Annotated in this window: 29 protein-coding genes and 2 pseudogenes; 16 read left to right on the top strand and 15 right to left on the bottom strand. The window is 72.1% G+C overall.

What is annotated here, in order from left to right; genetic code table 11:
- Positions 1-10 precede the first annotated feature (10 nt).
- Positions 11-1075: a YeiH family protein gene (locus BJK06_RS11530; protein WP_070419406.1), complete on the bottom strand. Its 1065-nt coding sequence runs from the start codon at positions 1073-1075 to the stop codon at positions 11-13.
- A gap of 63 nt (positions 1076-1138) precedes the next feature.
- On the bottom strand, positions 1139-1723 hold the full coding sequence (locus BJK06_RS19135) for an LppP/LprE family lipoprotein (RefSeq protein WP_156794842.1): 585 nt from the start codon (positions 1721-1723) through the stop codon (positions 1139-1141).
- 143 nt (positions 1724-1866) lie between these two features.
- Here BJK06_RS19135 and BJK06_RS11520 point away from each other — a divergent pair, with 143 nt between their 5' ends.
- Positions 1867-2217, top strand: coding sequence for a hypothetical protein (locus tag BJK06_RS11520; RefSeq protein ID WP_070418009.1), 351 nt, complete (start codon positions 1867-1869; stop codon positions 2215-2217).
- A 33-nt stretch (positions 2218-2250) separates the two neighbouring features.
- A complete protein-coding gene (locus tag BJK06_RS11515) occupies positions 2251-2895 on the top strand; it encodes a hypothetical protein (protein WP_070418008.1) in 645 nt (214 codons plus the stop codon).
- 60 nt (positions 2896-2955) lie between these two features.
- Here BJK06_RS11515 and BJK06_RS11510 read toward each other — a convergent pair whose 3' ends face one another.
- The gene (locus BJK06_RS11510) at positions 2956-4671 is read right to left on the bottom strand and encodes an APC family permease (protein ID WP_083295442.1); all 1716 of its coding nucleotides are present in this window, start codon (positions 4669-4671) and stop codon (positions 2956-2958) included.
- Between the two features lie 147 nt (positions 4672-4818).
- Here BJK06_RS11510 and BJK06_RS11505 point away from each other — a divergent pair, with 147 nt between their 5' ends.
- The 3 genes and pseudogenes from BJK06_RS11505 to BJK06_RS19065 form a co-directional block, all read left to right on the top strand.
- On the top strand, positions 4819-6156 hold the full coding sequence (locus BJK06_RS11505) for an NAD(P)/FAD-dependent oxidoreductase (RefSeq protein ID WP_070418007.1): 1338 nt from the start codon (positions 4819-4821) through the stop codon (positions 6154-6156).
- A 57-nt stretch (positions 6157-6213) separates the two neighbouring features.
- Positions 6214-6276 (top strand): annotated as a pseudogene (locus tag BJK06_RS19070) (hypothetical protein); the annotation flags it as partial.
- A gap of 78 nt (positions 6277-6354) precedes the next feature.
- Positions 6355-6468, top strand: a pseudogene (locus tag BJK06_RS19065) (DivIVA domain-containing protein); the annotation flags it as partial.
- A gap of 47 nt (positions 6469-6515) precedes the next feature.
- On the opposite strand, the gene BJK06_RS11495 reads toward BJK06_RS19065, so the two are convergent.
- On the bottom strand, positions 6516-7382 hold the full coding sequence (locus tag BJK06_RS11495) for a LysR family transcriptional regulator (protein ID WP_070418005.1): 867 nt from the start codon (positions 7380-7382) through the stop codon (positions 6516-6518).
- Positions 7383-7477: 95 nt separating this feature from the next.
- On the opposite strand from BJK06_RS11495, the gene BJK06_RS11490 reads away from it, so the two are divergent.
- A complete protein-coding gene (locus BJK06_RS11490; RefSeq protein WP_070418004.1) occupies positions 7478-8200 on the top strand; it encodes an SDR family oxidoreductase in 723 nt (240 codons plus the stop codon).
- Between the two features lie 82 nt (positions 8201-8282).
- Here BJK06_RS11490 and BJK06_RS11485 read toward each other — a convergent pair whose 3' ends face one another.
- The 3 genes from BJK06_RS11485 to BJK06_RS11475 all read right to left on the bottom strand — a co-directional run bounded on the left by BJK06_RS11485 (position 8283) and on the right by BJK06_RS11475 (position 11730).
- Positions 8283-9440: a Gfo/Idh/MocA family protein gene (locus BJK06_RS11485; RefSeq protein ID WP_070419404.1), complete on the bottom strand. Its 1158-nt coding sequence runs from the start codon at positions 9438-9440 to the stop codon at positions 8283-8285.
- Entirely contained in the window at positions 9437-10258 is an 822-nt protein-coding gene (locus BJK06_RS11480; RefSeq protein WP_070418003.1) for a sugar phosphate isomerase/epimerase, read from the bottom strand. Before BJK06_RS11480 ends, BJK06_RS11485 begins: the two co-directional genes overlap by 4 nt.
- A gap of 107 nt (positions 10259-10365) precedes the next feature.
- A complete protein-coding gene (locus tag BJK06_RS11475) occupies positions 10366-11730 on the bottom strand; it encodes an MFS transporter (protein WP_070418002.1) in 1365 nt (454 codons plus the stop codon).
- Between the two features lie 159 nt (positions 11731-11889).
- Here BJK06_RS11475 and BJK06_RS11470 point away from each other — a divergent pair, with 159 nt between their 5' ends.
- Complete coding sequence (locus BJK06_RS11470) at positions 11890-12474, top strand: TetR/AcrR family transcriptional regulator (RefSeq protein WP_254790859.1); 585 nt, start codon at positions 11890-11892, stop codon at positions 12472-12474.
- 41 nt (positions 12475-12515) lie between these two features.
- Here BJK06_RS11470 and BJK06_RS11465 read toward each other — a convergent pair whose 3' ends face one another.
- On the bottom strand, positions 12516-12896 hold the full coding sequence (locus BJK06_RS11465; RefSeq protein WP_139199333.1) for a hypothetical protein: 381 nt from the start codon (positions 12894-12896) through the stop codon (positions 12516-12518).
- A 70-nt stretch (positions 12897-12966) separates the two neighbouring features.
- Positions 12967-13134 carry a hypothetical protein gene (locus BJK06_RS18850; protein WP_175473708.1) on the bottom strand — a complete coding sequence of 56 codons (168 nt, stop codon included), beginning with the start codon at positions 13132-13134 and terminating at the stop codon, positions 12967-12969.
- A gap of 209 nt (positions 13135-13343) precedes the next feature.
- On the opposite strand from BJK06_RS18850, the gene BJK06_RS11460 reads away from it, so the two are divergent.
- From BJK06_RS11460 to BJK06_RS11450, 3 genes are all read left to right on the top strand, one after another.
- Positions 13344-13973 (top strand): CoA pyrophosphatase, encoded by a 630-nt coding sequence (locus BJK06_RS11460; RefSeq protein WP_083295441.1) that lies wholly within the window; start codon positions 13344-13346, stop codon positions 13971-13973.
- A 26-nt stretch (positions 13974-13999) separates the two neighbouring features.
- On the top strand, positions 14000-15628 hold the full coding sequence (locus BJK06_RS11455; RefSeq protein ID WP_139199334.1) for a phospholipase D-like domain-containing protein: 1629 nt from the start codon (positions 14000-14002) through the stop codon (positions 15626-15628).
- A gap of 80 nt (positions 15629-15708) precedes the next feature.
- A complete protein-coding gene (locus BJK06_RS11450; protein ID WP_070417998.1) occupies positions 15709-16143 on the top strand; it encodes a hypothetical protein in 435 nt (144 codons plus the stop codon).
- 57 nt (positions 16144-16200) lie between these two features.
- Here the strand turns inward: BJK06_RS11450 and BJK06_RS11445 are convergent, their stop codons facing one another.
- The 4 genes from BJK06_RS11445 to BJK06_RS11435 are packed head-to-tail and all read right to left on the bottom strand — an operon-like array spanning position 16201 to position 18601.
- Positions 16201-16839, bottom strand: a complete 639-nt coding sequence (locus BJK06_RS11445; protein WP_070417997.1) for a TetR/AcrR family transcriptional regulator — start codon at positions 16837-16839, stop codon at positions 16201-16203.
- A gap of 40 nt (positions 16840-16879) precedes the next feature.
- A complete protein-coding gene (locus tag BJK06_RS18630) occupies positions 16880-17035 on the bottom strand; it encodes a hypothetical protein (RefSeq protein ID WP_156794841.1) in 156 nt (51 codons plus the stop codon).
- Positions 17022-18074, bottom strand: coding sequence for a hypothetical protein (locus tag BJK06_RS11440; protein WP_070417996.1), 1053 nt, complete (start codon positions 18072-18074; stop codon positions 17022-17024). The genes BJK06_RS18630 and BJK06_RS11440 overlap by 14 nt, the downstream gene beginning before the upstream one ends.
- On the bottom strand, positions 18071-18601 hold the full coding sequence (locus tag BJK06_RS11435; RefSeq protein ID WP_070417995.1) for a WxL domain-containing protein: 531 nt from the start codon (positions 18599-18601) through the stop codon (positions 18071-18073). Before BJK06_RS11435 ends, BJK06_RS11440 begins: the two co-directional genes overlap by 4 nt.
- A 221-nt stretch (positions 18602-18822) precedes the next feature.
- Between BJK06_RS11435 and BJK06_RS11430 the strand changes: the two genes are divergently transcribed.
- Positions 18823-19056 (top strand): PLDc N-terminal domain-containing protein, encoded by a 234-nt coding sequence (locus BJK06_RS11430; RefSeq protein WP_022907408.1) that lies wholly within the window; start codon positions 18823-18825, stop codon positions 19054-19056.
- 169 nt (positions 19057-19225) lie between these two features.
- Here the strand turns inward: BJK06_RS11430 and BJK06_RS11425 are convergent, their stop codons facing one another.
- On the bottom strand, positions 19226-19735 hold the full coding sequence (locus BJK06_RS11425) for a GNAT family N-acetyltransferase (RefSeq protein WP_219810641.1): 510 nt from the start codon (positions 19733-19735) through the stop codon (positions 19226-19228).
- A 218-nt stretch (positions 19736-19953) separates the two neighbouring features.
- Here BJK06_RS11425 and BJK06_RS11420 point away from each other — a divergent pair, with 218 nt between their 5' ends.
- The 3 genes from BJK06_RS11420 to BJK06_RS11410 are packed head-to-tail and all read left to right on the top strand — an operon-like array spanning position 19954 to position 23160.
- Positions 19954-21402 (top strand): DUF6421 family protein, encoded by a 1449-nt coding sequence (locus tag BJK06_RS11420; RefSeq protein ID WP_070417994.1) that lies wholly within the window; start codon positions 19954-19956, stop codon positions 21400-21402.
- Complete coding sequence (locus tag BJK06_RS11415; protein ID WP_070417993.1) at positions 21399-22082, top strand: SDR family oxidoreductase; 684 nt, start codon at positions 21399-21401, stop codon at positions 22080-22082. Before BJK06_RS11420 ends, BJK06_RS11415 begins: the two co-directional genes overlap by 4 nt.
- Positions 22083-22086: 4 nt before the next feature.
- A complete protein-coding gene (locus tag BJK06_RS11410; protein WP_070417992.1) occupies positions 22087-23160 on the top strand; it encodes a low specificity L-threonine aldolase in 1074 nt (357 codons plus the stop codon).
- 63 nt (positions 23161-23223) lie between these two features.
- On the opposite strand, the gene BJK06_RS11405 is transcribed toward BJK06_RS11410, so the two are convergent.
- Positions 23224-23754: a GNAT family N-acetyltransferase gene (locus BJK06_RS11405; RefSeq protein WP_070417991.1), complete on the bottom strand. Its 531-nt coding sequence runs from the start codon at positions 23752-23754 to the stop codon at positions 23224-23226.
- Between the two features lie 34 nt (positions 23755-23788).
- Here BJK06_RS11405 and BJK06_RS19060 point away from each other — a divergent pair, with 34 nt between their 5' ends.
- On the top strand, positions 23789-23917 hold the full coding sequence (locus BJK06_RS19060) for an SDR family oxidoreductase (protein WP_308447478.1): 129 nt from the start codon (positions 23789-23791) through the stop codon (positions 23915-23917).
- 41 nt (positions 23918-23958) lie between these two features.
- Positions 23959-24852: a LysR family transcriptional regulator gene (locus BJK06_RS18625; protein ID WP_070417990.1), complete on the top strand. Its 894-nt coding sequence runs from the start codon at positions 23959-23961 to the stop codon at positions 24850-24852.
- Positions 24853-24856: the final 4 nt, after the last annotated feature.

The raw sequence follows: 24856 nt of genomic DNA, 5'->3' as shown, positions 1-24856 counted from the left end.
CTCGACGCCGTCAGAGGAGCCCGAACACCGCCTGCGCGCCGAGGCTCGTCCCCGCCACGAGCACCCACAGCGCGATCCCGAGCAGCATCGGTCGGAACCCCGCCCGCCGGAGCGCGCCGAAGTCCGTCGAGACCCCGATCGCGGCGAGCGCCACCGTGATGAGGAACGTCGCGGCGGTGGAGAACCCCGGGGCCGCTGCGGCCGGCAGGACCCCGAGGGTGCGGAGGAGCACGACCACGAGGAACCCGATCAGGAACCACGGGACCAACCGGAACACGCGGACGCCCCCGGCGCGGCCAGACCCGTCGTCGGTGGTGGGCTGCGCGCGGGAGGTGCGCCGCGCCTCCAGGCCGGCCAGCCCCACGACGATCGGGATGATCATGAGCGTCCGGACCAGCTTCACGACCACCGCCGTGTCGGTCGCCTGGCGACCGTAGACGGTCGCGGTGGCGACCACCGACGAGGTGTCGTTCACCGCGGTGCCGGCGAAGACGCCGAACGCGTGCTGCGAGAGCCCCAGTGCGTGACCGACGATGGGGAAGACGAAGACGGCGGCGATGTTGCACAGGAAGATCGTCGACATCGCGTAGGCGACGTCGGCGCTGACCGCGCCGATCACGGGCGTGACGGCCGCGATCGCCGAGGCACCGCAGATCCCCGTCCCGACGCCGATGAGCGTGCGGAGGGCACTCGAGACCCGGAGCAGCCGACCGATCCCCCAGGCTGCGACGAGGCACACGACGAGGGTCGTCAGCATCACGGGCAGCGTCTCGCCGCCGATGCGGAGCACCTCGGCGATCGAGAGCTGGGCGCCGAGCAGGACGACGGCGAACTGCAGGATCCGGCTCGAGGCGAACTTCACGCCGGGCTGCAGCAGGCCGAGATCGCCGCCCGAGCCCGCGCCGGTGCCGTCGTGGTGTCGTCGTCGGCGGACGAGCCACCCGACCAGGGCGCCGAGCACGACCGCGGGGACCGGGCCACCGACGACCGGGACCTCGCGGCCGACGACGGTGGCGGCGAGCCCGATCACGAGGGCGAGCGCGACGCCCGGCCAGGCGGTGCGGAGGAACGGCATGGCGTCCAGCATGCCAGGCCCACGGCGAACGGCAGCCGGCGTGCGGCGTCGCGGCGTCGCGGCTCAGCCGGCCGGCGGCACCTGCCCCGTCATCACCACGCGCCCGGCAGCGTCGTCCCACCGGAACGTCGCATCCGCCCGACCGCTCGCGTCCGCCGTCGACTCGTCCGGCTTCGCGTAGCGGTAGGCCACCGCGATCGTCGACGGGTCGGTCCGGCTGATGTCCGGGACGAAGCCGTACTGCTCCTTCGTGGCCGTGCCGAGGTACCGGCCGTCGTGGAAGAGCAGGATCGCGACGGGCGAGCTGCCGGTCGCGAGGTCCAGGCTCACCGTGACCCAGGACAGCGGGGCGCACGCCTCGTACCCGGACGTGTCGGCCCGTGCGGCGTCCCACTTCGCGTCCTCGAGCCCGGCCGGCAGGGGCAGGTCGGCGATCGGCTGGGCGGCGGCCTCGGCACCGCTCGACGGGCCGCACGTCGGCGTGGGGGTCGGAGTCGACGTCGGGGTCGGGCTCTCGGCGACAGCAGTCGGCGTGGCGGTCACGGTGCGGGTGGCGGTGGCGGTGGGGCCGGCGGTCGTCCCGCCACTGCACCCGGTCAGGGCAACGGCCAGGACGGCGGCGAACAGGATCCCCCCGGTGGTGTTCACGGTGCGCATCCGGACAGGTTCCTCCTCGCCCTGCACAGAGTTCTCGGCGTATTCTTGGTTTCGGAAGCAACGACGATTCCGGCCATGCCTCGTCGTGTCGCGTTCCCCGACCTCGACGGGCCCCGACCCGACCAAGAGCCCTCGTGTCTGAACACCTCATCGAGTACGTCGCCCGTGACCGAACGGGCATCACCGCCGTCGTGACGACCACCAGCGTCATCGACGTCGACACCGTGATCAAGCACATCCACGCCGGTCACGCCGGGTACTACGTCGCGGCCGACTCGTGGAAGCGCACGCCGGTGCGGAGTCTGTCGTTCCTCGGGGGCGCGTACCTGTTCGCGAACTGGGACGGCTCGAAGCGGAACATGCTGCACGATCTCGCGCTCCGCGCTCCGACCCGCTCCATCGAGACGAAGCCGGTGGCGCGGCGTCCGCGGTTCTCGCGGGTGATCGACGCGATCCTCGGCCGGCGGCGGTCCCACCGGCACTGACCGCACCGACCGACGTCCGAGCAGGATGGGACCGTGCAGGACGTGACGGACGGGTGGGTGCGACGGCTCCGTGACGGGACCGCGCCGCGGCAGTGGCCGATCCACCTGGCAGCGGCGATCCTGGTGCTGGGTGCGCCGGCACTCATCGTCGCGGAGTTCGGCTCGCCGGCCTTCGTCGAGCAGAGGGAACGGAGCAGCCGCGTCGGCAGCGTCGTCCTGGTCGAGCTGTTCCTGATCGTCGTCGGCATCGTGATGTCGGTCGGCACCTGGTGGAGCGGACGTCGTGACCGACGGACACTCGCCCGCATCCGCGCGAGCGGTCGCGAACCCGCGTTCTTCCTGCCGGTGCTGACGAAGGGCATCCGGACCTCCGAGGACCTCCCGCGTCCCCGTCCCGAGGTGTGGACGCTCGATCGTGCCGGCATGCACGGATGGACGCCGGACCGGGAGGCGCCGGTGATCGATCTGCCCTGGTCGCGGATCCGGACGATCGACCTCGCGACGAAGGACGCACGCGGCTCCCGCGTCGACTACGCGCTCTGGTTCGACCTCGTCGGTGGAGGCGAGCTCGTCCTGCCGCCGCGGACGGCCCTCGGCCGCCCGTTCGAGGTGGGTCCCGGCGGTCTGGAGACGCTCCTGCCGGTGCTGCGGTCGCTGCGGCGCGAGCTGGTGGGCTGACGGACGGGAGGCACGGTGCGGGCCCGCCCCGCGCCTCCCGTCCGCCGCCGGTGCGCGAGATCAGTCGTCGTCGCGGCGACGCGACCGCGTCCGCCGGAACCGCTTGCCGGTCTCCTCGTCGACCGCGATGCTGCCCGTCGGCAGGTTCGAGAAGTCGGGCGCGATGACGGTCGGCTCCGGGACGCCAGCCGGGCCGTCGAGGACGAGGATGTTGCTCGTGCTCGTGAGCGTCCGCCCCCGGAAGAAGTCCGGGGACCGCACCCACCAGACGACCATCAGCACGACACCGATGAGGATCGCGCCGACACCCACCACGGCGACCGCTCCGATGCCGAGGATCGTGACGTCCTTCCCGTCGTCGCCCTGCAGCCAGTCGGGCTGGGCGAACTGCACGAGTCCGTAGACGAACGTCACCCCGAGCGTCAGGCCGCCGAGCAACGGGACGAGCCCCCGCATCACGAAGTTCCGCACGGTGCTGAAGAGCGTCCGTCGGTAGACCCAGACGCACGCGAAGCCGGTCAGCCCGTAGTAGAACGCGATCATCAGGCCGACGGAACCGATCAGGGCCGTGAGCAGGTTCGTCGAGATGACGGTGAACAGCACGTAGAAGCCGATCGACGCGATGCCCATCCCGATGGTCGACCAGGTCGGGGTGAGGAAGCGCCGGTGGATCCGGGCGAAGTGCGACGGCAGGGCCTTGTAGACCGCCATCGAGAGCGAGGTCCGGGCGGTCGGCATGATCGTGGTCTGCGTCGAGGCGGACGCCGAGGTGAGGATCGAGAACGACAGCAGGGCCATCGCGGCGTGCCCGAGGAACGAGTTGCCGAAGAGCGCCGGGCCGATCGCCGAGAACACGTCGTCCGCGTTGCCCTGCGCTCCGAGGCCGATGCCCTTCGTCCCGACGCCGGCGAACGCGATCGCCGCGATCGACACGAGGGCGTAGATGACGAGGAGCAGGACCGTGCTGATGACGGCTGCGCGACCGGGGGTCTTCTCGGGGTCCTTCGTCTCCTCGTTGAGCGAGACGGCGGTGTCCCAGCCCCAGTAGATGAAGATCGCCGTGAGCATGGCGGGGGCGATGACCGAGCCGAAGTCCATGCCGCTCGGCCACAGCCACGACAGCGACGGTGTGATCGAACCCTCGACGCCGTTGCCGGTGCCGACCCGCACGAGCGCGACGGCAGCGAACATCACAAGCACGAGCACCTCGATGCCGAGCAGGACGTACTGCAGCCGGGCCGACACCTCGACGCCGACGTAGCAGATGAAGGTCATCACGGCGATCCAGGCCACCCCGGCGACGGTCGACCAGAGCGTGCTGTTCCCGAGGGCGCTGATCGCCGGGTCGTTCGTCAGGACGCCGACGAACGAGTACCCGTACGAGCCGGCGATCTGGGCGAGGTTCGCCATCACGATGACGTCCGCGGCGATGATCCCCCACCCGCCGAGCCACCCCGTCACGGAACCGAACGCCCGGGTCGCCCAGGTGAACGTCGTGCCGCAGTCGGGGTCCTCGCGGTTGAGCTCCTGGTAGGCCACGGCGATCATCCACATCGGGATGAACGCGAGCAGCATGATCGCCGGGGCCTTCACCCCGGCGAGGAGCGCTCCCCCACTGGCCACGACCAACCCGAGGCTCGCGGCCAGGCTGTAGGCGGGCGCCGTGGACGAGATGCCCATGACAACGCTGCCGACCAGGCCGATGGCCCCCGGTCGCAGTCCCTTCTCCGTGCCGACGGTCTCGGTCGACACCGTCACGACCCGTTCGTCTCGCATGACCACCACGCTCTCTCGATGGCGACCGACGGAAACCGTCGCCGTCGCTCCACGACTCTGTGGATACGAGCACTGAAACTAGACCTCAGCAACGATTTCCGCACCTGGCTGTGTCAATCTTGATCCAGTCCCGAGAGGAGCACCAGCATGGAGGACGCCGACGTCGTCGTGATCGGTGCGGGCGTGGCGGGGCTCGCGGCCGCACGGGTGCTCGCCGGGGCCGGGCGCCGGGTCGTCGTGCTCGAGGCCCGGGACCGGATCGGCGGTCGGGTCCACACCGACCGGACCGACGGGCACGTGACGGACCTCGGCGCCTCGTGGATCCACGGCGTCGAGGACAACCCCGTGGCCGACGCCGTCGCCGCGTTCGGCATCCGCACGGTCGAGTTCACCGTCGGCGGGTACCAGGTCGACAGCCGGCCGATCGCGTACCACGGGCCCGACGGTCGTCGGCTCGAGGCCGGTGCAGCCGCCCGCTTCGCCGACGACGTGCGCACGGTCGACCGCGCCCTGGCCGACGAGGTCGAGCGATCGGCGCCGCTCGACTGCTACCGCGACGTGGTCGCCCGGGCCGTCGCGGCGCAGGGCTGGAACGCCGAGCGGGCGGAACGGGTCAGCGAGCACCTCGAGCACCGGAGCGAGGAGCAGTACGGGGTCCCGAGCGACGAGCTCGCCGCGCACGGGCTCGACGACGACACGATCGCGGGCGACGAGGTGGTGTTCCCGGACGGCTACGACGCCCTGCCCGCACACCTCGCCGCGGGACTCGACGTCCGGCTCGAGCACGTCGTCGAGCGCATCGACCACGGGGACGGCGGGGTGGTGGTCACGAGCAGCCGCGGCCCGTTCCACGCCGAGGCCGCCGTCGTCACGGTGCCCGTCGGGGTGCTGCAGGCCGGCGACCTCGTGATCGAGCCACCGCTGCCCGCACGGCACCGGCAGGCACTCGGACGGCTGCGGATGAACGCCTTCGAGAAGGTCGTCCTGCGGTTCCCGGAGCGGTTCTGGGACGCCGACGTCTACGCGGTCCGGCAGCTCGGTCCGGCCGGACGGTGGTGGCACTCCTGGTACGACCTGACGCGGCTCGACGGGGTGCCGACGCTGCTCACCTTCGCGGCCGGTCCGGCAGCGCGGGCGATCCGGGGCTGGAGCGAGGAGCGGGTCGAGGACTCGGTGCTCGAGCAGCTCCGGCGACTGTACGGCGACGCCGTGGGGACGCCGACGTCGGTGCTGGTGACGGCGTGGCAGGACGACCCGTTCGCCCGGGGCTCGTACGCGCACATGCTGCCGGGGTCGACGACGAGCGACCACGACGACCTCGCGGTGCCGATCGCGGGGCGCGTGCACCTGGCGGGCGAGGCGACGTGGACCGACGACCCGGCGACGGTGGCCGGCGCGCTGTACTCGGGGCACCGTGCGGCGGTCGCGGTGCTCGGCCACGAGGTGCCGATCGACCGGGTCTGGACGGACACACCCGCCGGGTGACCTGTGCGAGGATCGTCGAACACGCCGGCACGAGGGGTCCGGCACGAGGGGGAGAGCATGCTCGCGAGCGATGTGGCGAACGCGAAGTTCGCACCGACGAAGTGGCGCGAAGGGTACGACCAGCGCGAGGTCGACGACTTCCTCGACCGGGTCCGCGCGACCCTGGCCGGGTACGAGGCCGGACGTCCGGTCGACCCGCTGACGCCCGAGGACGTCACACTGGCGCGCTTCCAGCCGACCAAGTTCCGCGAGGGCTACCGCCAGGACGAGGTCGACGACTTCCTCGACCGCGTGGTGGTCGCGCTGCGGCAGCACGCGACGCGCCGCTGACCGGACCCGTCAGGCGCTGACCGGCCCCGTCAGGCGCTGACCGCGCCCGCGGCCTCCCCGATCCGCAGCCCGGTCGCCACGAGCCGCGCGACCGCCGGCGTCTCCCGCCCGACCGGCCACCCGAGCACCGTCGTCGCGAGGGGCGCGTCGAGCACCGGCACCGCGACGTGCTCGGGCCACTGCCAGGCCCGGCTCGAGCGCGGGATCACGAGCAGCGTCCGACCGAGCGCGACGAGCTGCGCCAGCTGCGACTGCGAGTGCACCTCCGGCCCCGGTCCCGGCGGGTAGGTCCAGTCGGCGAGGGGCCACCGCGCCATCGGCAGGTCGGGGACCGACGACACCTCGGCCATCGTGAGGGACCGGCGGTCGGCGAGCGGGTGGGACGCGGGGACGATCGCGACCTGCGGCTCGGAGTACAGGTCGACCGACTCGATCCCGGCGAAGTCGTCGAACGGCCGGTGCATCACCGCGACGTCCGCCGTGCCGTCGAGGAGGAGTCCCGCCTGCTCACCGATCTCGCAGAGCACCACGTCGACCGGCACGTCCTCGGGGGCCGCGTCGAGCAGCGCCTGCAGGAACTCGTGCGACGACCCGGCCTTCGTCGCGAGGACCAGCCGCTGCTCCGGTGCCCCCGCGCGTCGGGTCCGCCGGACGGCCGCGCGCACGGCGTCGAGGGCGGCCGGGGCTTCGCGGAGGAGCGCCGACCCCGCGTCGGTCAGGGTCACGCCACGACGGTCACGGTCGAAGAGCCGGACGCCGATCCGCTCCTCGAGCTGCCGGATCGCCCGCGACAACGGCGGCTGCGCCATCCCGAGCCGGAGCGCCGCGCGGCCGAAGTGGAGTTCCTCGGCGACGGCGACGAAGTACCGGAGCTCGCGCGTCTCGACATCGTCCACGACCGGCAGCCTACGCCGACCGATACCCGGCGAGTATCACCACCCACCCGATCGGTGTTGGACGCGGGAACCACCCCGGACGGACGATCGAGCACATGGACGACAAGACGACCGCGCTGGTGACCGGCGCGAACAAGGGCATCGGGTACGCGATCGCCGAGCAGCTGGGTGCGACGGGGATGCGCGTGCTCGTCGGCGCACGGAGCGACACCGGTCGCGAGGAAGCGGTGGAACGACTGCGGGCGAGCGGGGTCGACGCCCACGGGGTCCGGCTCGACGTGACGAGTGACGAGAGCGTGGCGGATGCCGCAGCAGAGGTCGAGGAGCGCTTCGGCCGACTCGACGTCCTCGTGAACAACGCCGGGATCTCTGGACCGTTCGACCCGGTGACGTGGACGCAGGACCCGACGACGCTCGACCTCGACGTCGTCCGGCAGGTCGTCGACGTCAACGTCTACGGCGTCGTCCGCGTGACGAACGCGATGCTGCCGCTGCTGCGCCGCTCCCCCGCGCCGCGCATCGTGAACGCGTCGAGCAGCATGGGCTCCCTCGGCCGCCAGCCGGGTCCGGTGATGGCTGCGTACGCCCCGTCGAAGACGTTCCTCAACGGCATCACGACCCAGTACGCGAGGGCGTTCGCGGACACCCCGGTCGTCGTCAACGCCGCGTGCCCGGGGCTCGTCGCGACGGACTTCAACGGCTTCAGCGGCGACCGCACGGCCGCGCAGGGCGCGGCGACCGCGGTGCGGCTCGCGACGCTGCCGGACGACGGCCCGCGGGGTGGCTTCTTCGAGGACGCGGGCGTCGTCCCCTGGTGACCACGGACACGACGGGAGGCCCTGCGCACGTTCCGCACGCGGCGGACGTGAGCAGGGCCTCCTGGCTGGTGTGACCCGGCCGTCAGACGCCAGCCGGCGCCGTCTCCAGCGTGGCAGCGAACGGGTCGAAGTCCTCCGGCAGGGACGCGATCGCCCCGACGGTGGACTCGACCTCGACGAACGACCGCCGCTCGATGGACTCCTCCACCGAGACCATCGCGTCGAGCACGTGGTAGCCGACGGCACCGGTCGCGATGTGCGAACCGCCGCCGCGGATGGCCCGCGCCATGTCGAGCACACCGAGGCCCCGGCCGACCGTCGGCTCCTCGTCGAGGAGCGTCTCCCACTCCTGTTCGAACGGCCATGAGGCGCCGACGGGGATCGGTCGGGCGATCCGGACCGGGTGCCCGCCGCCGAAGGTGTTCGGGTCGGGCAGGACGATCGTGCCCTCGGTGCCGTTGACCTCGAAGACGCCGTGCCGGAACAGCGGGGTGTCGAACGACAGCAACGACTGCGCGTTGCCACCCTGCTCGAACGACGACAGGACGGACACGTGGGTGGGCACCTCGACGGGGAACGACTGGCCCGCGTTCGGCCCGACGACCAGCTCCCGGGTCTCGCGGGACCGCGACCCGGTCGCGACGACGGAGTCGATCGGCCCGAGCAGGTGCACGAGCGCCGTGAAGTAGTACGGGCCGATGTCGAACAGCGGGCCGGCGCCCTTGGCGTAGAGGAACGACGCGTTCGGGTGGAAGACGTCCGGCCCCTGCCACTGCATGCTCGTGACCGCGGTGAGCGGCGTGCCGATCGCGCCGGCCTCGATCGCCCGCTTGGCGGTCTGCCACCCCGGGCCGAGCACGGTGTCGGGCGCGATGCCGAGCTTGAGCCCGAGCTCGTCGGCGAGGGCGACCAGGCCCGCAGCGGACTCGCGGTCGACCCCGATCGGCTTCTCGCTCCACACGTGCTTGCCCGCGCGGAGGGCGTCCGTGGACACCGCCACGTGCGTGGCCGGGAGCGTCAGGTTGATGACGATCTCGACGTCGGGGTCGGCGAGGACCGACGCACCGTCGCCGGAGGCCGCGACGCCCCACTTCGCCGCCGACGCCGCAGCACGCTCCGTGTCGATGTCGCCGATCCGGACGACCTCGACGTCGGGGAAGGTCGTGAGGTTCGCGAGGTACTGCTCGCTGATCATGCCGGCGCCGATGAAGCCGATGCCGACCTTGCCCGTGCGGGTCATGCGGACACCGCCGATCCGCTCGGTGCGAGCTGCGCTGCGAGCCACTCGTACGACTGGGCGACCCCGTCGAAGACGTCCCCCGCGAACCCGTCGAACTCGATCACGGCGTACTCGAGAGCCGTCGCGGCACGCAGCGCCTCGGCGAGCCGGACGTCGCCCTGGCCGGCCGGGGTCTGGTCGGTGGGGATCGTCGCGGTGGAGATGTCGTCGCGCATGGGGCCGTCCTTGACGTGCACGGCGACGATGCGGTCACCGAGCTCCTCGATGAACGGCACGAGGTCGATGCCCGCGGCGGAGGCCCAGTACAGGTCGAGCTCGAGCACCACGCCCGGGTCGAGCAGCGAGGCGAGCACCTGCAGTGCGGGCCGGCCGTCGATCTGCGGTCGGAGCTCGTGGTCGTGGTTGTGGTAGCCGACACGGAGGCCGTGCCCGGCCGCCTCGGCAGCGGCGGCGTTGAGTCGGGCCGCGACCCGCTCGACGCCCTCGCGGGTGGTCCAGTGGTCGGGGCCGACGAACGGGTCGATGACGATCTCGAGGCCGAGCTCCTTCGCCGCGGCGAACGTCTCGGCGTGCGACGGAGCGGTCATCACGGTGCCGTCGGGCAGCGGGATGGTCTCCTCGACGAGGAACGCGTGGCCGGTCTTCGCGGTGATGCCGTGGGCGTCGAACGCTTCCTTGAGCTGCGCTGCTCGGTCGACGAACGCGAACGCCTCGACCGTGTCGAAGCCGATGTCGGCGAGGCGGCGGACGCCGCCGTCGAGGTCGGGCTCCAGCGCGGCGTTCACCGTGTAGAGCTGCAGGGAGATGGCGGGTGCCATGGCTGGTCCTTTCAGGGAGGCTTGCGGTGTGTGCGGTGACCGCCTGGAGGCGCGACTCGCCTTCGTGAGTCGGGTCGCGCCTCCAGGACCGTGCGCTGGTGCGCCGTCTACCGGACCGACTTGATGGGGAAGATCACGAGTGCGCCGAGGATCACCGCGACACCCGCGCCCCAGAGCATGAGCGTGTAGTTCTGACCGCCCCCGACGCCGAGGAGGAAGAGACCGACGGCCGGGGCGAGCGACTGCGGCAGCGCGTTCGCGATGTTGATCACGCCGAGGTCCTTGCCGGGGCGCTCCGGGTCGGGCAGCACGTCGACGATGAGCGCGGTGTCGATGGCGGAGTAGATGCCGAAGGCGAAGCCCATCACGATCTCGGCGAAGTAGAACCCGCCGACCGTGTCCACGTGCGCCAGGATCACCAGGCCGACGGCGGTGAGGGCCGTGGAACTCCACACGAAGACCTTGCGGCGGCCGATGCGGTCGGACACCCACCCGGAGAGCGCGGCGCTGACCAGCAGGGCGACGGTGTAGAGGAGCACACCGAACGCGACGATGCCGACGGCCTCCTTCTGCGGGAGGCCGATGCGGTCCTCCATGTACAGCAGGCGGTAGGTCGTGAACATGAACGTGCCGAAGGTGATGAGGAAGCGCCCCCACCAGGCGAGCCCGAAGTCGCGGTGCTTGATCGGATTGGTCCAGAACGAGCTGATCAGGTTGACCCAGCTGAACGGCTTGATCGGCGTCGTGGGCAGCTCGTCGCGGGCCACGAACGAGTAGACGAGGATCGCGATGATCGCGATGATGCCCGGGACGATGAAGAGCATCGGCAGGTTGCCGACCAGGTAGACGGCCAGGTACAGACCGGCGAGGATCGCGGTGTTCTGCGCGAGCGCGATGACGCTCGAGGCCTTGCCGCGCTGGAACTCCGGCACGTTGTCGGCGAAGCTCGCGGTCAGGGTGGCGAGGACCGCGTTGGCGGTGACCTGCGCGAGGACCCACGCCAGGGTGAGCTGCAGGACGTTCGGTGAGAAGGCGAGCCAGGCGAGTGCACCGACGAAGACGATGACGCCGCCGACCATCCACGGCCGACGACGACCCCAGCGGGTGCGGGTGCGGTCCGAGATCGCGCCGAAGAGCGGGTTCGCGAGCAGGGCACCGATCGCGCCGAACGGCAGGACCGAACCGACGATCGTCTCGGGGTTCGACGGGTTGAGCTCGGTCGCCTTGATCGACATGCTCACGAAGACCGGCGTGAGCAGGGCGACGAAGAGGCCGAACTGGGCGAAGCTGAGGCCCCAGAGGTAGCCGCGGCCCACCCGCATCGTGCTGACGGACTGCGTGATGCCCTCGACCGAGAACGCTCGGGACGCCGCTGCGTCCGTGGCGGTGGCGCCGGCGGCGGCGGTGACCGCGGGGGATGCGGTTCCGGCGATGCCGCGTGTGGGTTCTTCCTTCGACGTCGGTGTCGACATGACTCCTCCTCGAGTCATAGGGGGCTTCGGGGCCCGCTGAATCCCTAGTGCTACTAGGTGATCGGGACAGTAGCACCCAAAACCTCCGACCGGAAGTTTTTGTTTCGGTACTTTGCGCCAGCACTTCGGCGACTCATGGCTGCCGGTAGGTTGGTCCGAGTGACCTCCAACGATGGAACCGGCAGCCGCGGGCCCTACGCCAAGGGCGTGCAGCGCCGGCAGGAGATCCTCGACCAGACGCTCGAGGTCGTCGCCTCCCGCGGCATCGACGGGACCTCGCTCCGGGCCATCGGCGAGGCGATCGGCATCTCGCACGCCGCACTCCGGCACTACTTCTCGTCGCGCGAGGCCCTGCTCGTCGAGGTGCTGCGGGAGCGTGACGACGCGTCGAACCGGGCGTTGGGCGACACCGGCGGCGTGTTCCCCCGGCTCGAGTTCGTCGCCCACCGGAACGTCAGCGAGCCGGCCCTGGTGACGCTCTACACGACGCTGCTCGGTGCCTCGGTGGAGGCGGGGAACGAGACCGCGCGGTCGTACTTCGCGGCGCGGTTCGCCACCGCGCGGGCCGATCTGGCACAGCAACTGCGCGACGAGCTCGTCGCCACAGGTCGGCACAGCGATGCGGACCTCGACCAGGTCGCGTCGCTCATCATCGCGGCGTTCGACGGGTTGCAGGTGCAGTGGTTGCTCGACCGCGACGTGGACATCGCGGGGACGCTGCGGTTGTTGGAGCGGGTGCTCTAGCCTCCGAGCTCACAGTCGGGTGCGGCCTGCGCTTCGGGCCGTCAGTCGAGCCAGACCTCGGCGACACCGCTCCCCCGGCACTGCAGGGGTGCGCCGAAGCCGTAGTCCGTCCAGGCCAGTTCGACGCCGCGCTCGTCGAGCCGCGTACCGTCGGCGTCGAAGAGCGCCACGCGGCCGCGTTCGTCCTGCGTCTGCTCGACCGGGACCGTCCAGGTCGCGCCGTCGACCTCGGACGTCGCCGACTCCTGCTCGGGCGTGCAGGCGGCACCGACGCACACGGCGACCGACTCGACGGCGGTCGCGAGGTGGTCGGGCACGACGACGTTCACCGTGTTGCCCTGCCCGGAGTCGGCGCAGACGGACCCGGGCGACGAGCACCCGGCGAGCGCCAGGGCCAGCCCGACCCCGATCGTGGCGGTCACGAGCATCCTCCGGCGGTTCCCCATGCTCCATGGTCCCAGGTCACCCGCCGGCCGGCCACCGGCGTCTCGCTCACTCCGTGCCGTCGTCCTCCTCCGGGTTGAAGTGCGAGTCGTCGCCCACGTGTCCGGCGGCGAGACCGTCGGGCTCGTTGGGGATCGTGCCGTCCTCGCCGAGGCCGTCCGGCTTCGGGGTGCCCTCGGGGTCGTTCTTCGGTGCGGTGCCGTCGGTGTCGCTCATGGTCTGCTCCCGTGCAGTGTCGGTTCGGGACCGCCGTGGTCCCGGTGGTGCTGACTCGGAACGTACGGGTCGTGCCTCGGAGATCCCCCGGGGGCGCACCTTCCGGATGTTCCGCCTCGGAGCGCAGCACCTAGGCTGACGACGTGAACCCGGCGCGTCAGCAGCTCTCCGCGCTCGTCGGTCCCGGTGCCGCCCCGCTCGTCACGGGCATGCCGGTGGCCAGTGCCTCCCGCAACGCGGCCGTCCTCATCCTGTTCGGCGAACTCGACGACGTCCCGAGCGACCGCCCCGCCGTGGGAGCCGCCGGCACCGACGTCTCGCGGGACCTCGACGTCCTGCTCCTCGCACGGGCCACCACGCTCCGCGCCCACCCCGGCGAGATCGCGTTCCCCGGCGGCCGGGTCGACCCCGGTGACACGGACGCGACCGCCGCGGCACTCCGTGAAGCCCGCGAGGAGACCGGCATCGACACCGCGGGCGTGGACGTCCTCGGCACGATCGCCCCGGTGCCGCTCGCGTTCTCGCGGCACCTCGTCACGCCGGTGCTCGGGTGGTGGCGCGAGTCCTCGCCCGTCCGGGTCGTCGACCAGGCCGAGTCCGCCGCGGTGTTCCGGGCGCCGGTGGCCGACCTGCTCGACCCCGCCCACCGCGGCGTGACGGTGATCCGCCGCGGCGGCCAGGAGTGGCGCGGTCCGGCGTTCACGATCGACTCCGGCCCCGCGCAGCACGTCGTCTGGGGCTTCACCGCGATGCTCCTCGACGCCCTGTTCGACCGCCTCGGCTGGGCCGAGCCGTGGGACGAGCGCCGCGAGATCCCCCTGCCGGGCTCGCGCCCCTGAACGGCGCCGTCCCGTACTGTTCGACTGTGCGTACCGGTCCAGCTGATTGGTTCCTCTCCCGCGACGAGCGAGGCAACCTCGCCACCGGCGTGCACGCGGGACACCCCGACGACGACACGGACCGGAACCGGCCCGACGCCGAGGGGGACACCGGCGCCGATGCGGCACCGTGGTCTGAGGGCAACCACGTCCGGCCGCTCGTGCACGGCGCCGCCTACTTCGACCGCATCCACGCGGAACTGACCGCCCTCCGCCCCGGTGACCGCGTGTGGTTCACCGACTGGCGCGGCGACGCCGACGAGCGGCTGCTGCCGGACGGCCCGACGATCGGGGACCTGCTGGCCGACCGTGCACGAGCGGGCATCGAGGTGCGCGGGCTCATCTGGCGGTCCCACGGCGAGCGCGTCTCGGCGTCGATCAGCGCCCGGTCGAACGAGCTGCTCGGCCGGAAGATCAACGACGCCGGCGGCCAGGTGCTGCTCGACCAGCGCGTCCGGGTGTTCGGCTCGCACCACCAGAAGTTCTTCGTCATCCAGCACCGCGACGACCCCTCCCGCGACGTCGCGTTCGTCGGCGGGATCGACCTCTGCCACAGCCGTCGCGACGACGCCGCGCACGAGGGCGACCCGCAGCCCGTCTCGATCGACGCCCGCTACGGGGAGCGCCCGGCCTGGCACGACGCGTCGATGGAGCTCCGCGGGCCGGTCGTCGCGGACGTGCTCGCGGTCTTCGCCGAGCGCTGGGACGACCCGCTCCCCCTCGACCGCAGCCTGCCGTACCGGATGCTGCTGCAACGCCTCGTCCACATGCCGCGGCGCCCCGAGCCCCTGCCCGAACGCACGGCGCCACCACCACCGGCCGGGCACCACGCCGTGCAGCTCCTCCGCACGTACGGGGTGAAGCGCCCGCCGTTCCCGTTCGCGCCCCTGGGTGAGCGGAGCATCGCCCGTGCGTACGGCAAGGCCTTCGCCCGAGCACGATCGCTGCTCTACATCGAGGACCAGTACCTCTGGTCCCGCGAGGTCGCGACCGGCATCGCCGAGGCCCTCGAACGCAACCGGGAGCTCCGTGTCGTCGTCCTCGTGCCGCGGTACCCGAACTCGGACGGGCCGCTGGGCGGTCCCCCGAGCCGGTTCGGCCAGATCGAGGCGCTCCGGACGCTCCGCCGCACCGCACCCGACCGTGTCGGCGCCTTCGACCTCGAGCACGAGGACGGCCGCCCGATCTACATCCACGCCAAGGTCTGCATCGTCGACGACGAATGGTTCACGATCGGCTCGGACAACTTCAACCGCCGCTCGTGGACGTCCGACAGCGAACTCACGTGCGCCGTCGTGGACACCTCGGACGACGGCCGGTCCCTCGCCCGTGACCTCCGCCACGAGCTCTGCGCGGAGCACCTCGCGACGACGCCCGACGACGAGCGGTTCACCGGGTCCGGCGCGGACCTGCTCGCCCTCTGGCGCTCCACGGCACGTGCGCTCGACCACTGGCACGAGGACGGGCAGCCCGGCCCGCGGCCCCCTGGACGCATCCGCCAGCACGAGCCGGAGCCGGTCTCCGCGCTGCAGCGTCTGTGGGCGCGTCCCGCCGCGCGCCTCGCCGTGGACCCCGACGGCCGGCCGCGCCGGTTGCGCGGCTCGACCCGCTTCTGACGGGAGGCGCGGTGCGGGCCCGACCCGCGCCTCCCGTCCGCCGTCCACTCGCGTCCACCGCTCCCACCTACGCTGGGTGCATGGGGGCACGCGAGGACTGGTGGGACGATCCCGGCGACGACCTGGTGCTGCGCCCGCCGCGAGCCGAGCAAGCGCCGCCACCCCGCGGCCCCGGCTCCGTCGACCTCGTCGCCACCGTCCTGCTGCTCGGCGCGGCCGTCCTCGTGAGCCCGGCGGCGTGGTTCGTCGTCCTCATCGGCCAGCTCGCGTTCGCCGGGTGCGCGCAACCGTCGCCGGGGTGCAGCAGCGCTGACGACCCCGGCGCGGCCGTGCGCAACTGGCACCTCGTCCTCACGCTCGTCGTCCTCGTCGCGGGGGTCGTCGGTTCGACCGCGCGCCGTGCCCGACGCCGGACGGGGTGGCCCGTCGCACTCGCGACACTGGTCGGCGTGCTGGTGGTCTTCGCCGGAGCCCTCGTCGCGATCCAGGTCGCCAGCGGGGGTAACCTGTTCTAGCGACCCCGGCGTCGACGCGCCGCCCAGCCGTCCGGTGGCCCGCTGCGGCGCGACCGCTCAGGCCAGGATCGCGTCGAGCGGGTACGCCCCGAGTGTCCGGATGCGCTCGGGTGAGGCTCCCGCGTCGCGGAGCACGATCTCCCAACTCGTCTGCACGCTCTGATCGACCGGCGTGCCGGAGAGTCGGAAGAGGTTCGCCGCGTGCGCGCCGAGCGCGCCGGTCAGCAGCCGACGTGCCAGCACGCCCGCGTCGACCGTCGCCGGGACGTCGCCGTCCTCGATCGCGGCCCGCACGTTCCGCCGCACGAAGTCCAGGGTGTGCTCGACCCGGCTCGACCGCTGCTCGCCGCTCTGTTCGATGATGAGCCGCAGGGCTCCGCTCGCGATCGGACTCGTTCGGTCCAGGTGCAGGCCTGCGCGCATCGCGATGAGCAGCGCGTCGAGACCGGGGCGCGTCGCGCGCTCGACCCGGTCGAGCAGGGCCTCGAGCCGGTCGAGGTGCTGTTCGACCACCGCGTTCGCGAGGGCCTGCTTCGAGGGGAACGCCTCGTACCCGATCGAGGACTTGGGCTTCCCCATCGACGCCGCGATCGACGAGAAGGACGTCCCTGCGTAGCCGTTCCGGGCGAACTCCTGCGCCGCGGCCTCGATGATCCGCTGCCGGGTCCGAGCTCGCTGTTCCTGGCGCTGGTTCACCCGACGATCCTAGGTGGGCGCGGGGCCGCCCGCCCGTCGGTCACTCCACGGGCACACCCCGTTCCGTGCGGTGGTCGCGCCCGAACCCGCAGTCGCAGAGCACGCGGATGGGTTCCCCCTCGCGGAGTGTGAGGAACGTCTCGAGGTGGAGCTGCGCCGGGGCGTCGAGGCTCGGGATCTGGTCAGTGAGGGACATGCGGGGTTCCTTCCGGTGGAGTCGGAGCGGTCGTCGAGCGGCGGCGCCGGAGCGCGAGGGCCGTCACCGTCGCCGAGGCGAGGACGAGCAGGACGAGCAGGACGGGGACGAGCCCCACGGACGGATGGGATCCGGACGCCCGGTCGATGCGCGTGGCGGCCCTCGGCGAGGCGCTCGGCAGGGCGATGCTCCCCGCGGTCCGTTCGGTGGTGACGCCGTCGGTGACGGCGATCCGTGCGAGCCAGGTGCCGGGCGCCACCGCGGCCGGTACCGTGAAGGTCAACGCGGCCCGCTGACCCGGGGCGAGGGTCCGCGGCCGGTCCCCGGTGATCGACGGGAGCACGGCCCCTGCCGGTCCGTCCGCGAGCACGAGCGTGCCGGTGAGGTCGACCGCGCGCTCGCCGGTGTTGCGGACGTCCGCGAGCACGGTCCGCTCGTCCCCACTCGGTCCGACGCGCGGCTCCGACACCCGGAACGCCGTGCGGAGCGCGGCCGGCCCGCTGACGGCCACGTACGACCGCACCCCGACCCGGCTGACCATCCGGAGGCCGGTCCCGTCCGGCCGCTCGGAGGCGGTGGCTGCCCAGACGACCGCGTACCGCTCCCCGCCGGTCGCGTCCGGAGGGACGGCGATGCGGACCCGGACCAGAGCGGACGACCTCGCCGGAACGTCGACGGACGCCGGGTCCAGCCCGATCCAGTCGGTCAGCTCGCTCCGCGGTGCGGTGTCGATCCGGAACGCTCCGTCCGTGATCCCGGCCGCGGTCGTGGTCATCGACACCGCCCGCTCCGTGTCCGAAGCGTTGGTCACACGGATCGTCCGCTCGACCGTCTGCCCGGGCCGCAGCGTGTCCCGGATGTACCGACTGGTGGGTGACCGGTCCGTGGCCTCGGCCCCGGGGAGCAGTTGCACGCCGATCCCCGGTTCCGGGCTCGATCCCGTCCCCGCTGCGGCGACCCCGGCCGGGGCCACGAGGACGGACCACACGATGCTCGCCGCAACGACGAGGAGGAGGCTGTGCGCAGCTCGTCGAGTCACGCCACCGAGTGTGTGATCGTCGCCGTGTAGTCATCGGCGGCCAGGGCGTCCGCGGGCACGGCGAGACCGACCGTCGCGTCCCAGGTCGCGGTGTTGTTCCCCGAGACGGCAGCCGCGGTCTGCACCGCCGCGGCCGTCGTGCTGCCGGTGACCGTCGACGGCGTCAGGGTGGCCGTCCCCGTCACGACGGCCTGTCCGGGAGCGTAGGTCAGCGCGGACGCCGGCAGCTGGCGGTCCACGCTGGCCGACGAGAAGTCGGTGACCGTCACGGATGCGACCCACCCATCGGTCCCGGCGCGATCGTCGGTCACGACGACGCCCTCGAGGGTCGCGGAACCCGTCGTCCCCGGTGCCGCCGACCCGAGGGTGAGTGCGGTGGGCGCCGAGATCGACAGTGCTCCGGCTTCGACTGCGGCGACCGCCGTGGTCTGGCTGTCGGCGGCCGCAGGGGTCGCGACGCTGATCATGGCCGCGACGGCGAGGCCAGCGACGGCGGTGCTGGCGAGGGCGGTACGTGTCCGGTACATGGGGCTCCTTCGATCGGCGCGCAGGTGATCTGCACTCAGTAGACGATCGTATTTTGAGCAACACGTGACGTCTACCCCTCGGATGCGGGTGTCGTGGCCGGCACCGGGACCATCGATCACCGATGTCAACCGCTGGACTGACGAACCACCCGCCGCGCCCTCCTATCGTTGGACCGCCGCGCGGCGCATCCCTGCGCCGCGGCGGACGAGGGGAGAACGACGTGCTCGAGAACCTGGGCGGCGCACACGTGCTGGTCCTGCTGGTCGTGCTGGCGCTGGACGTACTGGCGCTGGTGCAGGTGTGGCGGGACCGACGTCGGAGCGACCTCGTGAAGATCGTCTGGACCGTCGTGATCGTCGCGGTGCCGGTCATCGGCGTGGTCGGGTGGGCCGTGAACTGGCTCCTCGGGCGTGCGGCCGACCGGTTGAACCGGACGAGCGGCCCGAGCGCCTGACGCCGACGGCCTCGGCTGGTGGGGCCACGTCCCGATGCGCCGCGCGGGGCGGCGGCGCTGACCCAGCCGGGTCCGGTCGTCGGCCCGGCAGTCGTGGACGCGACCACGGCCCGACCAGGAGGCGCGGTGCGGCGCCGACCCGCGCCTCCCGACCCACGGTCGCTGCGGTTCAGAGCCGCTTCGCGTACCACCGGTCCGAGTAGGGGTCGTCGGTGAAGGCGGGCACGCGCTCGAAGCCGAGCCGCTCGTAGAGCGCACAGGCCTCGGCGAGTTCGGCACGGGTGTCCAGCCGGAGCACGCCGATCCCGCGGCGACGGCACGCCGCCTCGAGCTCGCGCACGAGTCGGGCCGCCGTGCCCCGTCCACGCGCCTCGGGCAGGGTGAAGACCTTCGTGAGTTCGGCGACACCGAGACCGACACCGGCACCGAACCGCGCTCCGGCGCACGCGATCGCTCGACCCTGCTCGACGGCGACGAGGAACACCCCGGACGCACCCTGCAGCCCGTCGTACGGCTCGTCGCGCAGCGCCTGGTCGACCTCCTCCTCGGTCGCCGGGCGTCCGTACCAGCGCGACGCGACCTCGGCGAGGTACGTCCGCACGATCCCGTCGGCCACCGGGTCACCGGGGTGGACGACCTCGATGTCGACGCTCGACCCGTCGCTGATCGGTTCGTCCACGGTCCTCCCTGAAGCTCACTGCGACCGTACCGGTGAAGCGATGTCGAGCGCAGTCCAGCCCTGCAACGGAGGAACCTTGCGCGGTGCGATCAGTTCGGAGCGCGGGGCCGCCAGACGCGCACGTTTCCGCCGCAGATGGGCAACTTTGCGCCCCCCGATCTTCCCTAGGCTCGATGCACCAGCGCACCCGCAGCCAGCCCAACGACGGGAGGTACGACATGTCGCAGTTCGTCCAGGAGTTCTCGAAGGACGCCATCGTCGGAGAACCCGAGGTCGTCGAGGACCGCCTGTCCGTGCGCGAGGTCGCCGCCCACCCGGCCTGGCTCCGGCTGCAGGACGCCGTCACCGCGCTGCAGACCGTCCAGGTGCAGGACGGCTCCGTGCCCGAGCCTGCCGACCACGCTGCCGCGACCGAGCACGTCGCGACGATCGTCCCGGCCATCGCCGAGCTCGCACCGCACTTCCCGCACGACGCGGCTTTCCTCGAGGCCGTGCAGCACGACTTCGCCCGGTGGCGCGACGAGGGGTTCGGCGTCCCCGACTTCCTCGACTCCCTGAACACGTTCCAGCCGCAACAGCACCGCGTCGACGGGCTCGGCCACCTCGTCGTGTTCCCGATGGTGACGCAGAACGGCAGCTCCTCGCGGTTCGTCGAAGCCGTCCTGGTCGAGGTCATCTGGCCCGAGTTCATCGCCGAGCTCGAGGCCGGCGACTACGGCAACGCGCTCTTCGTCGCGCTGCGGTTCGTCGACTTCACCCCCGGGTACGACACGAACTCGGCCGTGCTCTTCCCCGAGACCGTGGCGATGCGCGAGCTGCCGACGTTCACGTGGGGCGCGATCTTCCAGGACCGCGAGGCCGCCCGCTACCGCCGGGTCGTCCGCGCGGCCGCCGAGATCACCAAGCTCGACCTTCCTGACGACGCGCGCGCGATGCTCGACGACCAGGAGCTCACCGAGCAGGTCTTCGTGATGTGGGACATCATCCACGACCGGTCGCACATGCGCGGAGACCTGCCGTTCGACCCGTTCATGATCAAGCAGCGGATGCCGTTCTTCCTCTACTCGCTCGAGGAGCTGCGCTGCGACCTCACCGCGTTCCGCGAGTCCGTGCGTCTGGAACGCACCCTCTCGGCACTGCCGGATGCGAGCCTCCAGGACGCGCAGCGCGCCATCCGTGACCACGCGCGCCTCGTGCAGTACGCCGTCGTGTTCGACCGCATCTTCCGCTTCGCGATCACCGGCAGCCGTGTCCGCAACTACGACGGCCTCGGCGGCCAGCTGCTCTTCGCGTGGATGCACCAGCACGACGTCCTGCACTGGACGGACACGCAGCTCACCATCGACTGGGAGGCCGTCCCGGACGTCATCATCGCCCTCAGCGACGAGATCAACGAGCTGTACCGGCGCTCGATCGACCGGCCGAAGGCGGCGCACTGGCTCGCCGCGTACGAGATGCTCACCCGGACGCTCACGCCGCACCCGGCCTCGGCCTGGGCGCGCGGACTCCCCACCGAGACGCTCGCCGGACCGCCGAAGGGCTACACCGACGCGGTCATGGACGACGAGTTCCCGCTGTCGATGTTCTACGAGGCGCTCAACAAGAAGATGGCGCCGGTCATCGCGTCGACGGCCGGGATCACCGGGACGACGGAGGTCGCGGCGTGAGCGATGGGTCGCTCACCGGTCGCGTGGTGCTGGTCGCGGGCGCGACCAGCACCAGCGGCGAGGCCGTCGCGCGGTCGCTGGTCACCGCCGGTGCGACGGTGGTCGCGGTCGGCACGAGGGCGGCGGGCCTGGAGGCTCTCAGTACCGCCGTTCCGGGCGTCACCACCCACACGTGCGACCTCTCGTCGCGTGCGGACGTCGCCGCGCTGGCGTCACGGATCCACGCGGACCTCGGGCCGATCGACGGACTCGTCCACCTGGTCGGTGGCTGGCGTGGCGGCGGCAGCATCGCCGGCCAGTCGGACGACAACTGGGACTTCTTCGACCGGGCCTTCCGGACGCTCCGGAACACGACGCGGGAGTTCTTCGGCGACCTCGTCGCCTCGCCCGCCGGACGCCTGGCCTTCGTCTCCTCCACCACCGTCGACTCGCCCACCGCCGGTGCCGCGAACTACGCCGCCGCGAAGGCCGCCTCGGACGCCTGGGTCCGCGCCGTCGCCCAGGGGTTCGGCACGGACGCGCCCGACACCGCCGCCGCGGTCGTGTTCGTCGTGCGCGCACTCGCCGGCCTCGAGGCGCGACTCGGCGACGAGGTCGTGCGGCTCTGGTCGGCCGACCCCGCAGCCGTGAACGGCACCCGCATCCCGCTCTCGGCGGGCGACGCCCCGAACCTAGGATGAACGCGTGACCCTTCGACTCCACGACCTGGACCTGCGGGGCTTCGCCTCGGACAACTACGCCGGCATCCACCCCGAGATCCTCGCGGCGATCACCGCGGCCAACGACGGCCACCAGATCGCCTACGGCGAAGACGTGTACACCGCACGGCTCAACGAGGTCGTCGGGGAGCACTTCGGGTCGCAGGCGCAGGCGTTCCCGGTGTTCAACGGCACCGGCGCGAACGTCGTCGGACTGCAGTCGATGCTCCCCCGCTGGGGCGCCGTCGTGTGCACCTCGACCGCGCACATCCACACCGACGAGGCCGGCGCCCCCGAGCGCGTGGGCGGGATCAAGCTCCTGCCCGTCGAGACGCCGGACGGCAAGCTCACCCCCGAGCTCATCGACAAGGAGGCCTGGGGCTGGGGCGACGAGCACCGCGCCCAGCCGCTCGTCGTCTCGATCACCCAGACCACCGAGCTCGGCACCGCCTACTCGGTGGACGAGGTCCGCGCGATCGCGGACCACATCCACCCGCTCGGCATGACGCTGCACATGGACGGCGCCCGCATCTCGAACGCGGCCGCGAGCCTCGGGCTCCCCCTGCGCGACTTCACCACCGACGCCGGCGTCGACGTGCTGAGCTTCGGCGGGACGAAGAACGGGATGCTCTACGGCGAGGCGATCGTCGTCCTGAACCCCGAGGCATCGGAGGGCCTGCACTACCTCCGCAAGCTCAACATGCAGCTCTCGTCGAAGATGCGCTTCGTCTCGGCACAGCTCATCGCCCTGCTCAGCGACGACCTCTACCTCCGGTCGGCCGGGCACGCCAACGCCATGGCGCAGCGACTCCGCGGCGCCCTCGAGGCGGGGATCGCCGACGGCAGCATCCGCGGCGTCGGGTTCAGCCAGGAGACCCAGGCGAACGGGGTCTTCGCGACGCTGCCGGCCGGCGTGGCCGATCGGCTGCGCGAGCACTTCCGGTTCTACGACTGGGACGCCAGCCGGAACGAGGTGCGGTGGATGTGCTCGTTCGACACCTCGGAGCAGGACATCGACGCGTTCGTGGCGGCGCTGACGCGGGAGCTCGCCGCCGTTTGACGACCGCACAGCGGACGGGAGGCGCGGGGCGGGGTCGCACCGCGCCTCCCGTCCGTCAGCCGGTCACGTGACGGTCCGCACCAACTCGACCAGGCGCAGCGACGGGGCGTCCCGCCCCTGCCCCAGCAGTCGGAAGTCGCGGGAGCGACCGCTCGCCCGGAACCCGCGACGTTCGTAGAAGCGACCAGCCGGCACCGCCTGCTCGTACACCTCGAGACGGAGCCGTTCCCCGTGCCCCGCTGCCCACCCGACCACGTGGTCGAGCAGTGCATCCGCGACGCCGTTCGCCCGACCGCGGGACGACGGCGTGACGTACACGCCGGTGAGCACGGGATCGTTGCCGTACGCGTCACCGACCTGGCCGCTCATCATCCCGATCCAACGGCCCGTCCCGTCGACCGCCACCACGCTCGTCGACTCAGTCCCCTCGCCACGCCTCGCGCGGAGCCGCCAGTCGTCCTCGGTCATCGCGAGCGTGTACTCGAGCGTCGCCCCGTAGGAGATCGGATCGTCCGTGGCGTTCTCGATGCGGAGGGCGCGCACCTGCTCCCAGTCGCGCTCGGTCGTGGTTCGGATCGTGAAGTCCCCCGGCATGTCCGCAGCGTACCGGCGACGGGGTGCTCAGCCCGTGAGACCGAACAGCCGGCGGGCGTTCCCCGAGGAGGTCGCCGCCACCGTCCTCTTCCTCGCGTCCGACCAGAGCTCCGGCATGACGGGCAGCGAGCTCCTCGTCGACGGCGGCAGCACGATCGCCTGACCACCGCCGCCCGCCGACGACGACACCAGTAGGCTGCCGCCGTGACCCTGGTGCAGCTGCGCGTCTTCGTCGCCGTCGCCCACCTCGGCTCGTTCACGGCGGCCGCGGCGGCTCTGCTCCGCTCGCAGTCGTCGGTCTCCGAGTTCGTCCGCCGGCTCGAGGGCGCGTACGACACCGCACTGTTCGTCCGGGGCCGGCGGCGCCTGACCCTGACGGACGCCGGCGCGGTGCTGCTGCCGATGGCGGAGCGGATCATCGCCGAGGCCGACTCGGCGGACCGGGCGCTCCGCGCGGTGACGTCACTGGTCGGCGGGACGGCGTCGTTCGGACTGCTCCGCAACGCGAAGTACTACGCGCTCGATGAGCTCCTCACCCGATTCCACGCCGCGCACCCGGCCGTGCGGCTCCGGGTCATCGGGCTGAACTCGGTCGAGGTCGCGAACGAGGTGGCCTCGGGCGGTCTCGAAGCAGGGCTCGTCGTCCTGCCGATCGACACCGACGGGCTCCGGGTGACGCCGCTCCGCCGTGACGAGGTCGTCTTCGTCAGCCGGGACCCGTCGGTCGCCGAGCAGCCGATGACGATCGAGGCCATGGCCGCTCGTCGCCTCGTCCTGTACGACGCGCACTACGGCTGGCGCGACCCCACCCGACGGCAGTTCGCCGAACGTGCCCGACTCGCCGGGGTGTCCCTCGAGCCGCACGTCGAGGTCGAGCAGGTCGAGACCGCGCTCGCCCTCGTCGCGTCGGGAGTGGGCGACACGTTCATCGCGCGGGCGGTCGCCGAGGTGTCCGCCGCGGGCCTCGGGCTGCACTGGACGCCGTTCGCCGAGCCGGTCCACGACACCGTCGCGCTCGTCGAACGGGACGGGTCGATCCTGTCGGCGGCCACCGCGGAGCTCGCCCGTCTGGCCCGCGAGCTCCTCACCGAGGGGTGACCGG

The sequence above is a fragment of the Curtobacterium sp. BH-2-1-1 genome (genome assembly GCF_001806325.1).
GTDB lineage: Bacteria > Actinomycetota > Actinomycetes > Actinomycetales > Microbacteriaceae > Curtobacterium.
Note: the sequence above shows the minus strand (reverse complement) of the source record. Positions and strands in the feature narration are given on the sequence as shown.

Coding starts and splice junctions, on each gene's coding strand:
- BJK06_RS11420 (WP_070417994.1), top strand. CDS start 19,954: ATGTCGCAGTTCGTCCAGGAGTTCTCGAAGGACGCCATCGTCGGAGAA.
- BJK06_RS11505 (WP_070418007.1), top strand. CDS start 4,819: ATGGAGGACGCCGACGTCGTCGTGATCGGTGCGGGCGTGGCGGGGCTC.
- BJK06_RS11490 (WP_070418004.1), top strand. CDS start 7,478: ATGGACGACAAGACGACCGCGCTGGTGACCGGCGCGAACAAGGGCATC.
- BJK06_RS11460 (WP_083295441.1), top strand. CDS start 13,344: ATGCCGGTGGCCAGTGCCTCCCGCAACGCGGCCGTCCTCATCCTGTTC.
- BJK06_RS11485 (WP_070419404.1), bottom strand. CDS start 9,440: ATGACCCGCACGGGCAAGGTCGGCATCGGCTTCATCGGCGCCGGCATG.
- BJK06_RS11475 (WP_070418002.1), bottom strand. CDS start 11,730: ATGTCGACACCGACGTCGAAGGAAGAACCCACACGCGGCATCGCCGGA.
- BJK06_RS11530 (WP_070419406.1), bottom strand. CDS start 1,075: ATGCCGTTCCTCCGCACCGCCTGGCCGGGCGTCGCGCTCGCCCTCGTG.
- BJK06_RS11405 (WP_070417991.1), bottom strand. CDS start 23,754: ATGCCGGGGGACTTCACGATCCGAACCACGACCGAGCGCGACTGGGAG.
- BJK06_RS11480 (WP_070418003.1), bottom strand. CDS start 10,258: ATGGCACCCGCCATCTCCCTGCAGCTCTACACGGTGAACGCCGCGCTG.
- BJK06_RS11450 (WP_070417998.1), top strand. CDS start 15,709: ATGGGGGCACGCGAGGACTGGTGGGACGATCCCGGCGACGACCTGGTG.
- BJK06_RS11510 (WP_083295442.1), bottom strand. CDS start 4,671: ATGCGAGACGAACGGGTCGTGACGGTGTCGACCGAGACCGTCGGCACG.
- BJK06_RS11435 (WP_070417995.1), bottom strand. CDS start 18,601: ATGTACCGGACACGTACCGCCCTCGCCAGCACCGCCGTCGCTGGCCTC.
- BJK06_RS18850 (WP_175473708.1), bottom strand. CDS start 13,134: ATGAGCGACACCGACGGCACCGCACCGAAGAACGACCCCGAGGGCACC.
- BJK06_RS18630 (WP_156794841.1), bottom strand. CDS start 17,035: ATGTCCCTCACTGACCAGATCCCGAGCCTCGACGCCCCGGCGCAGCTC.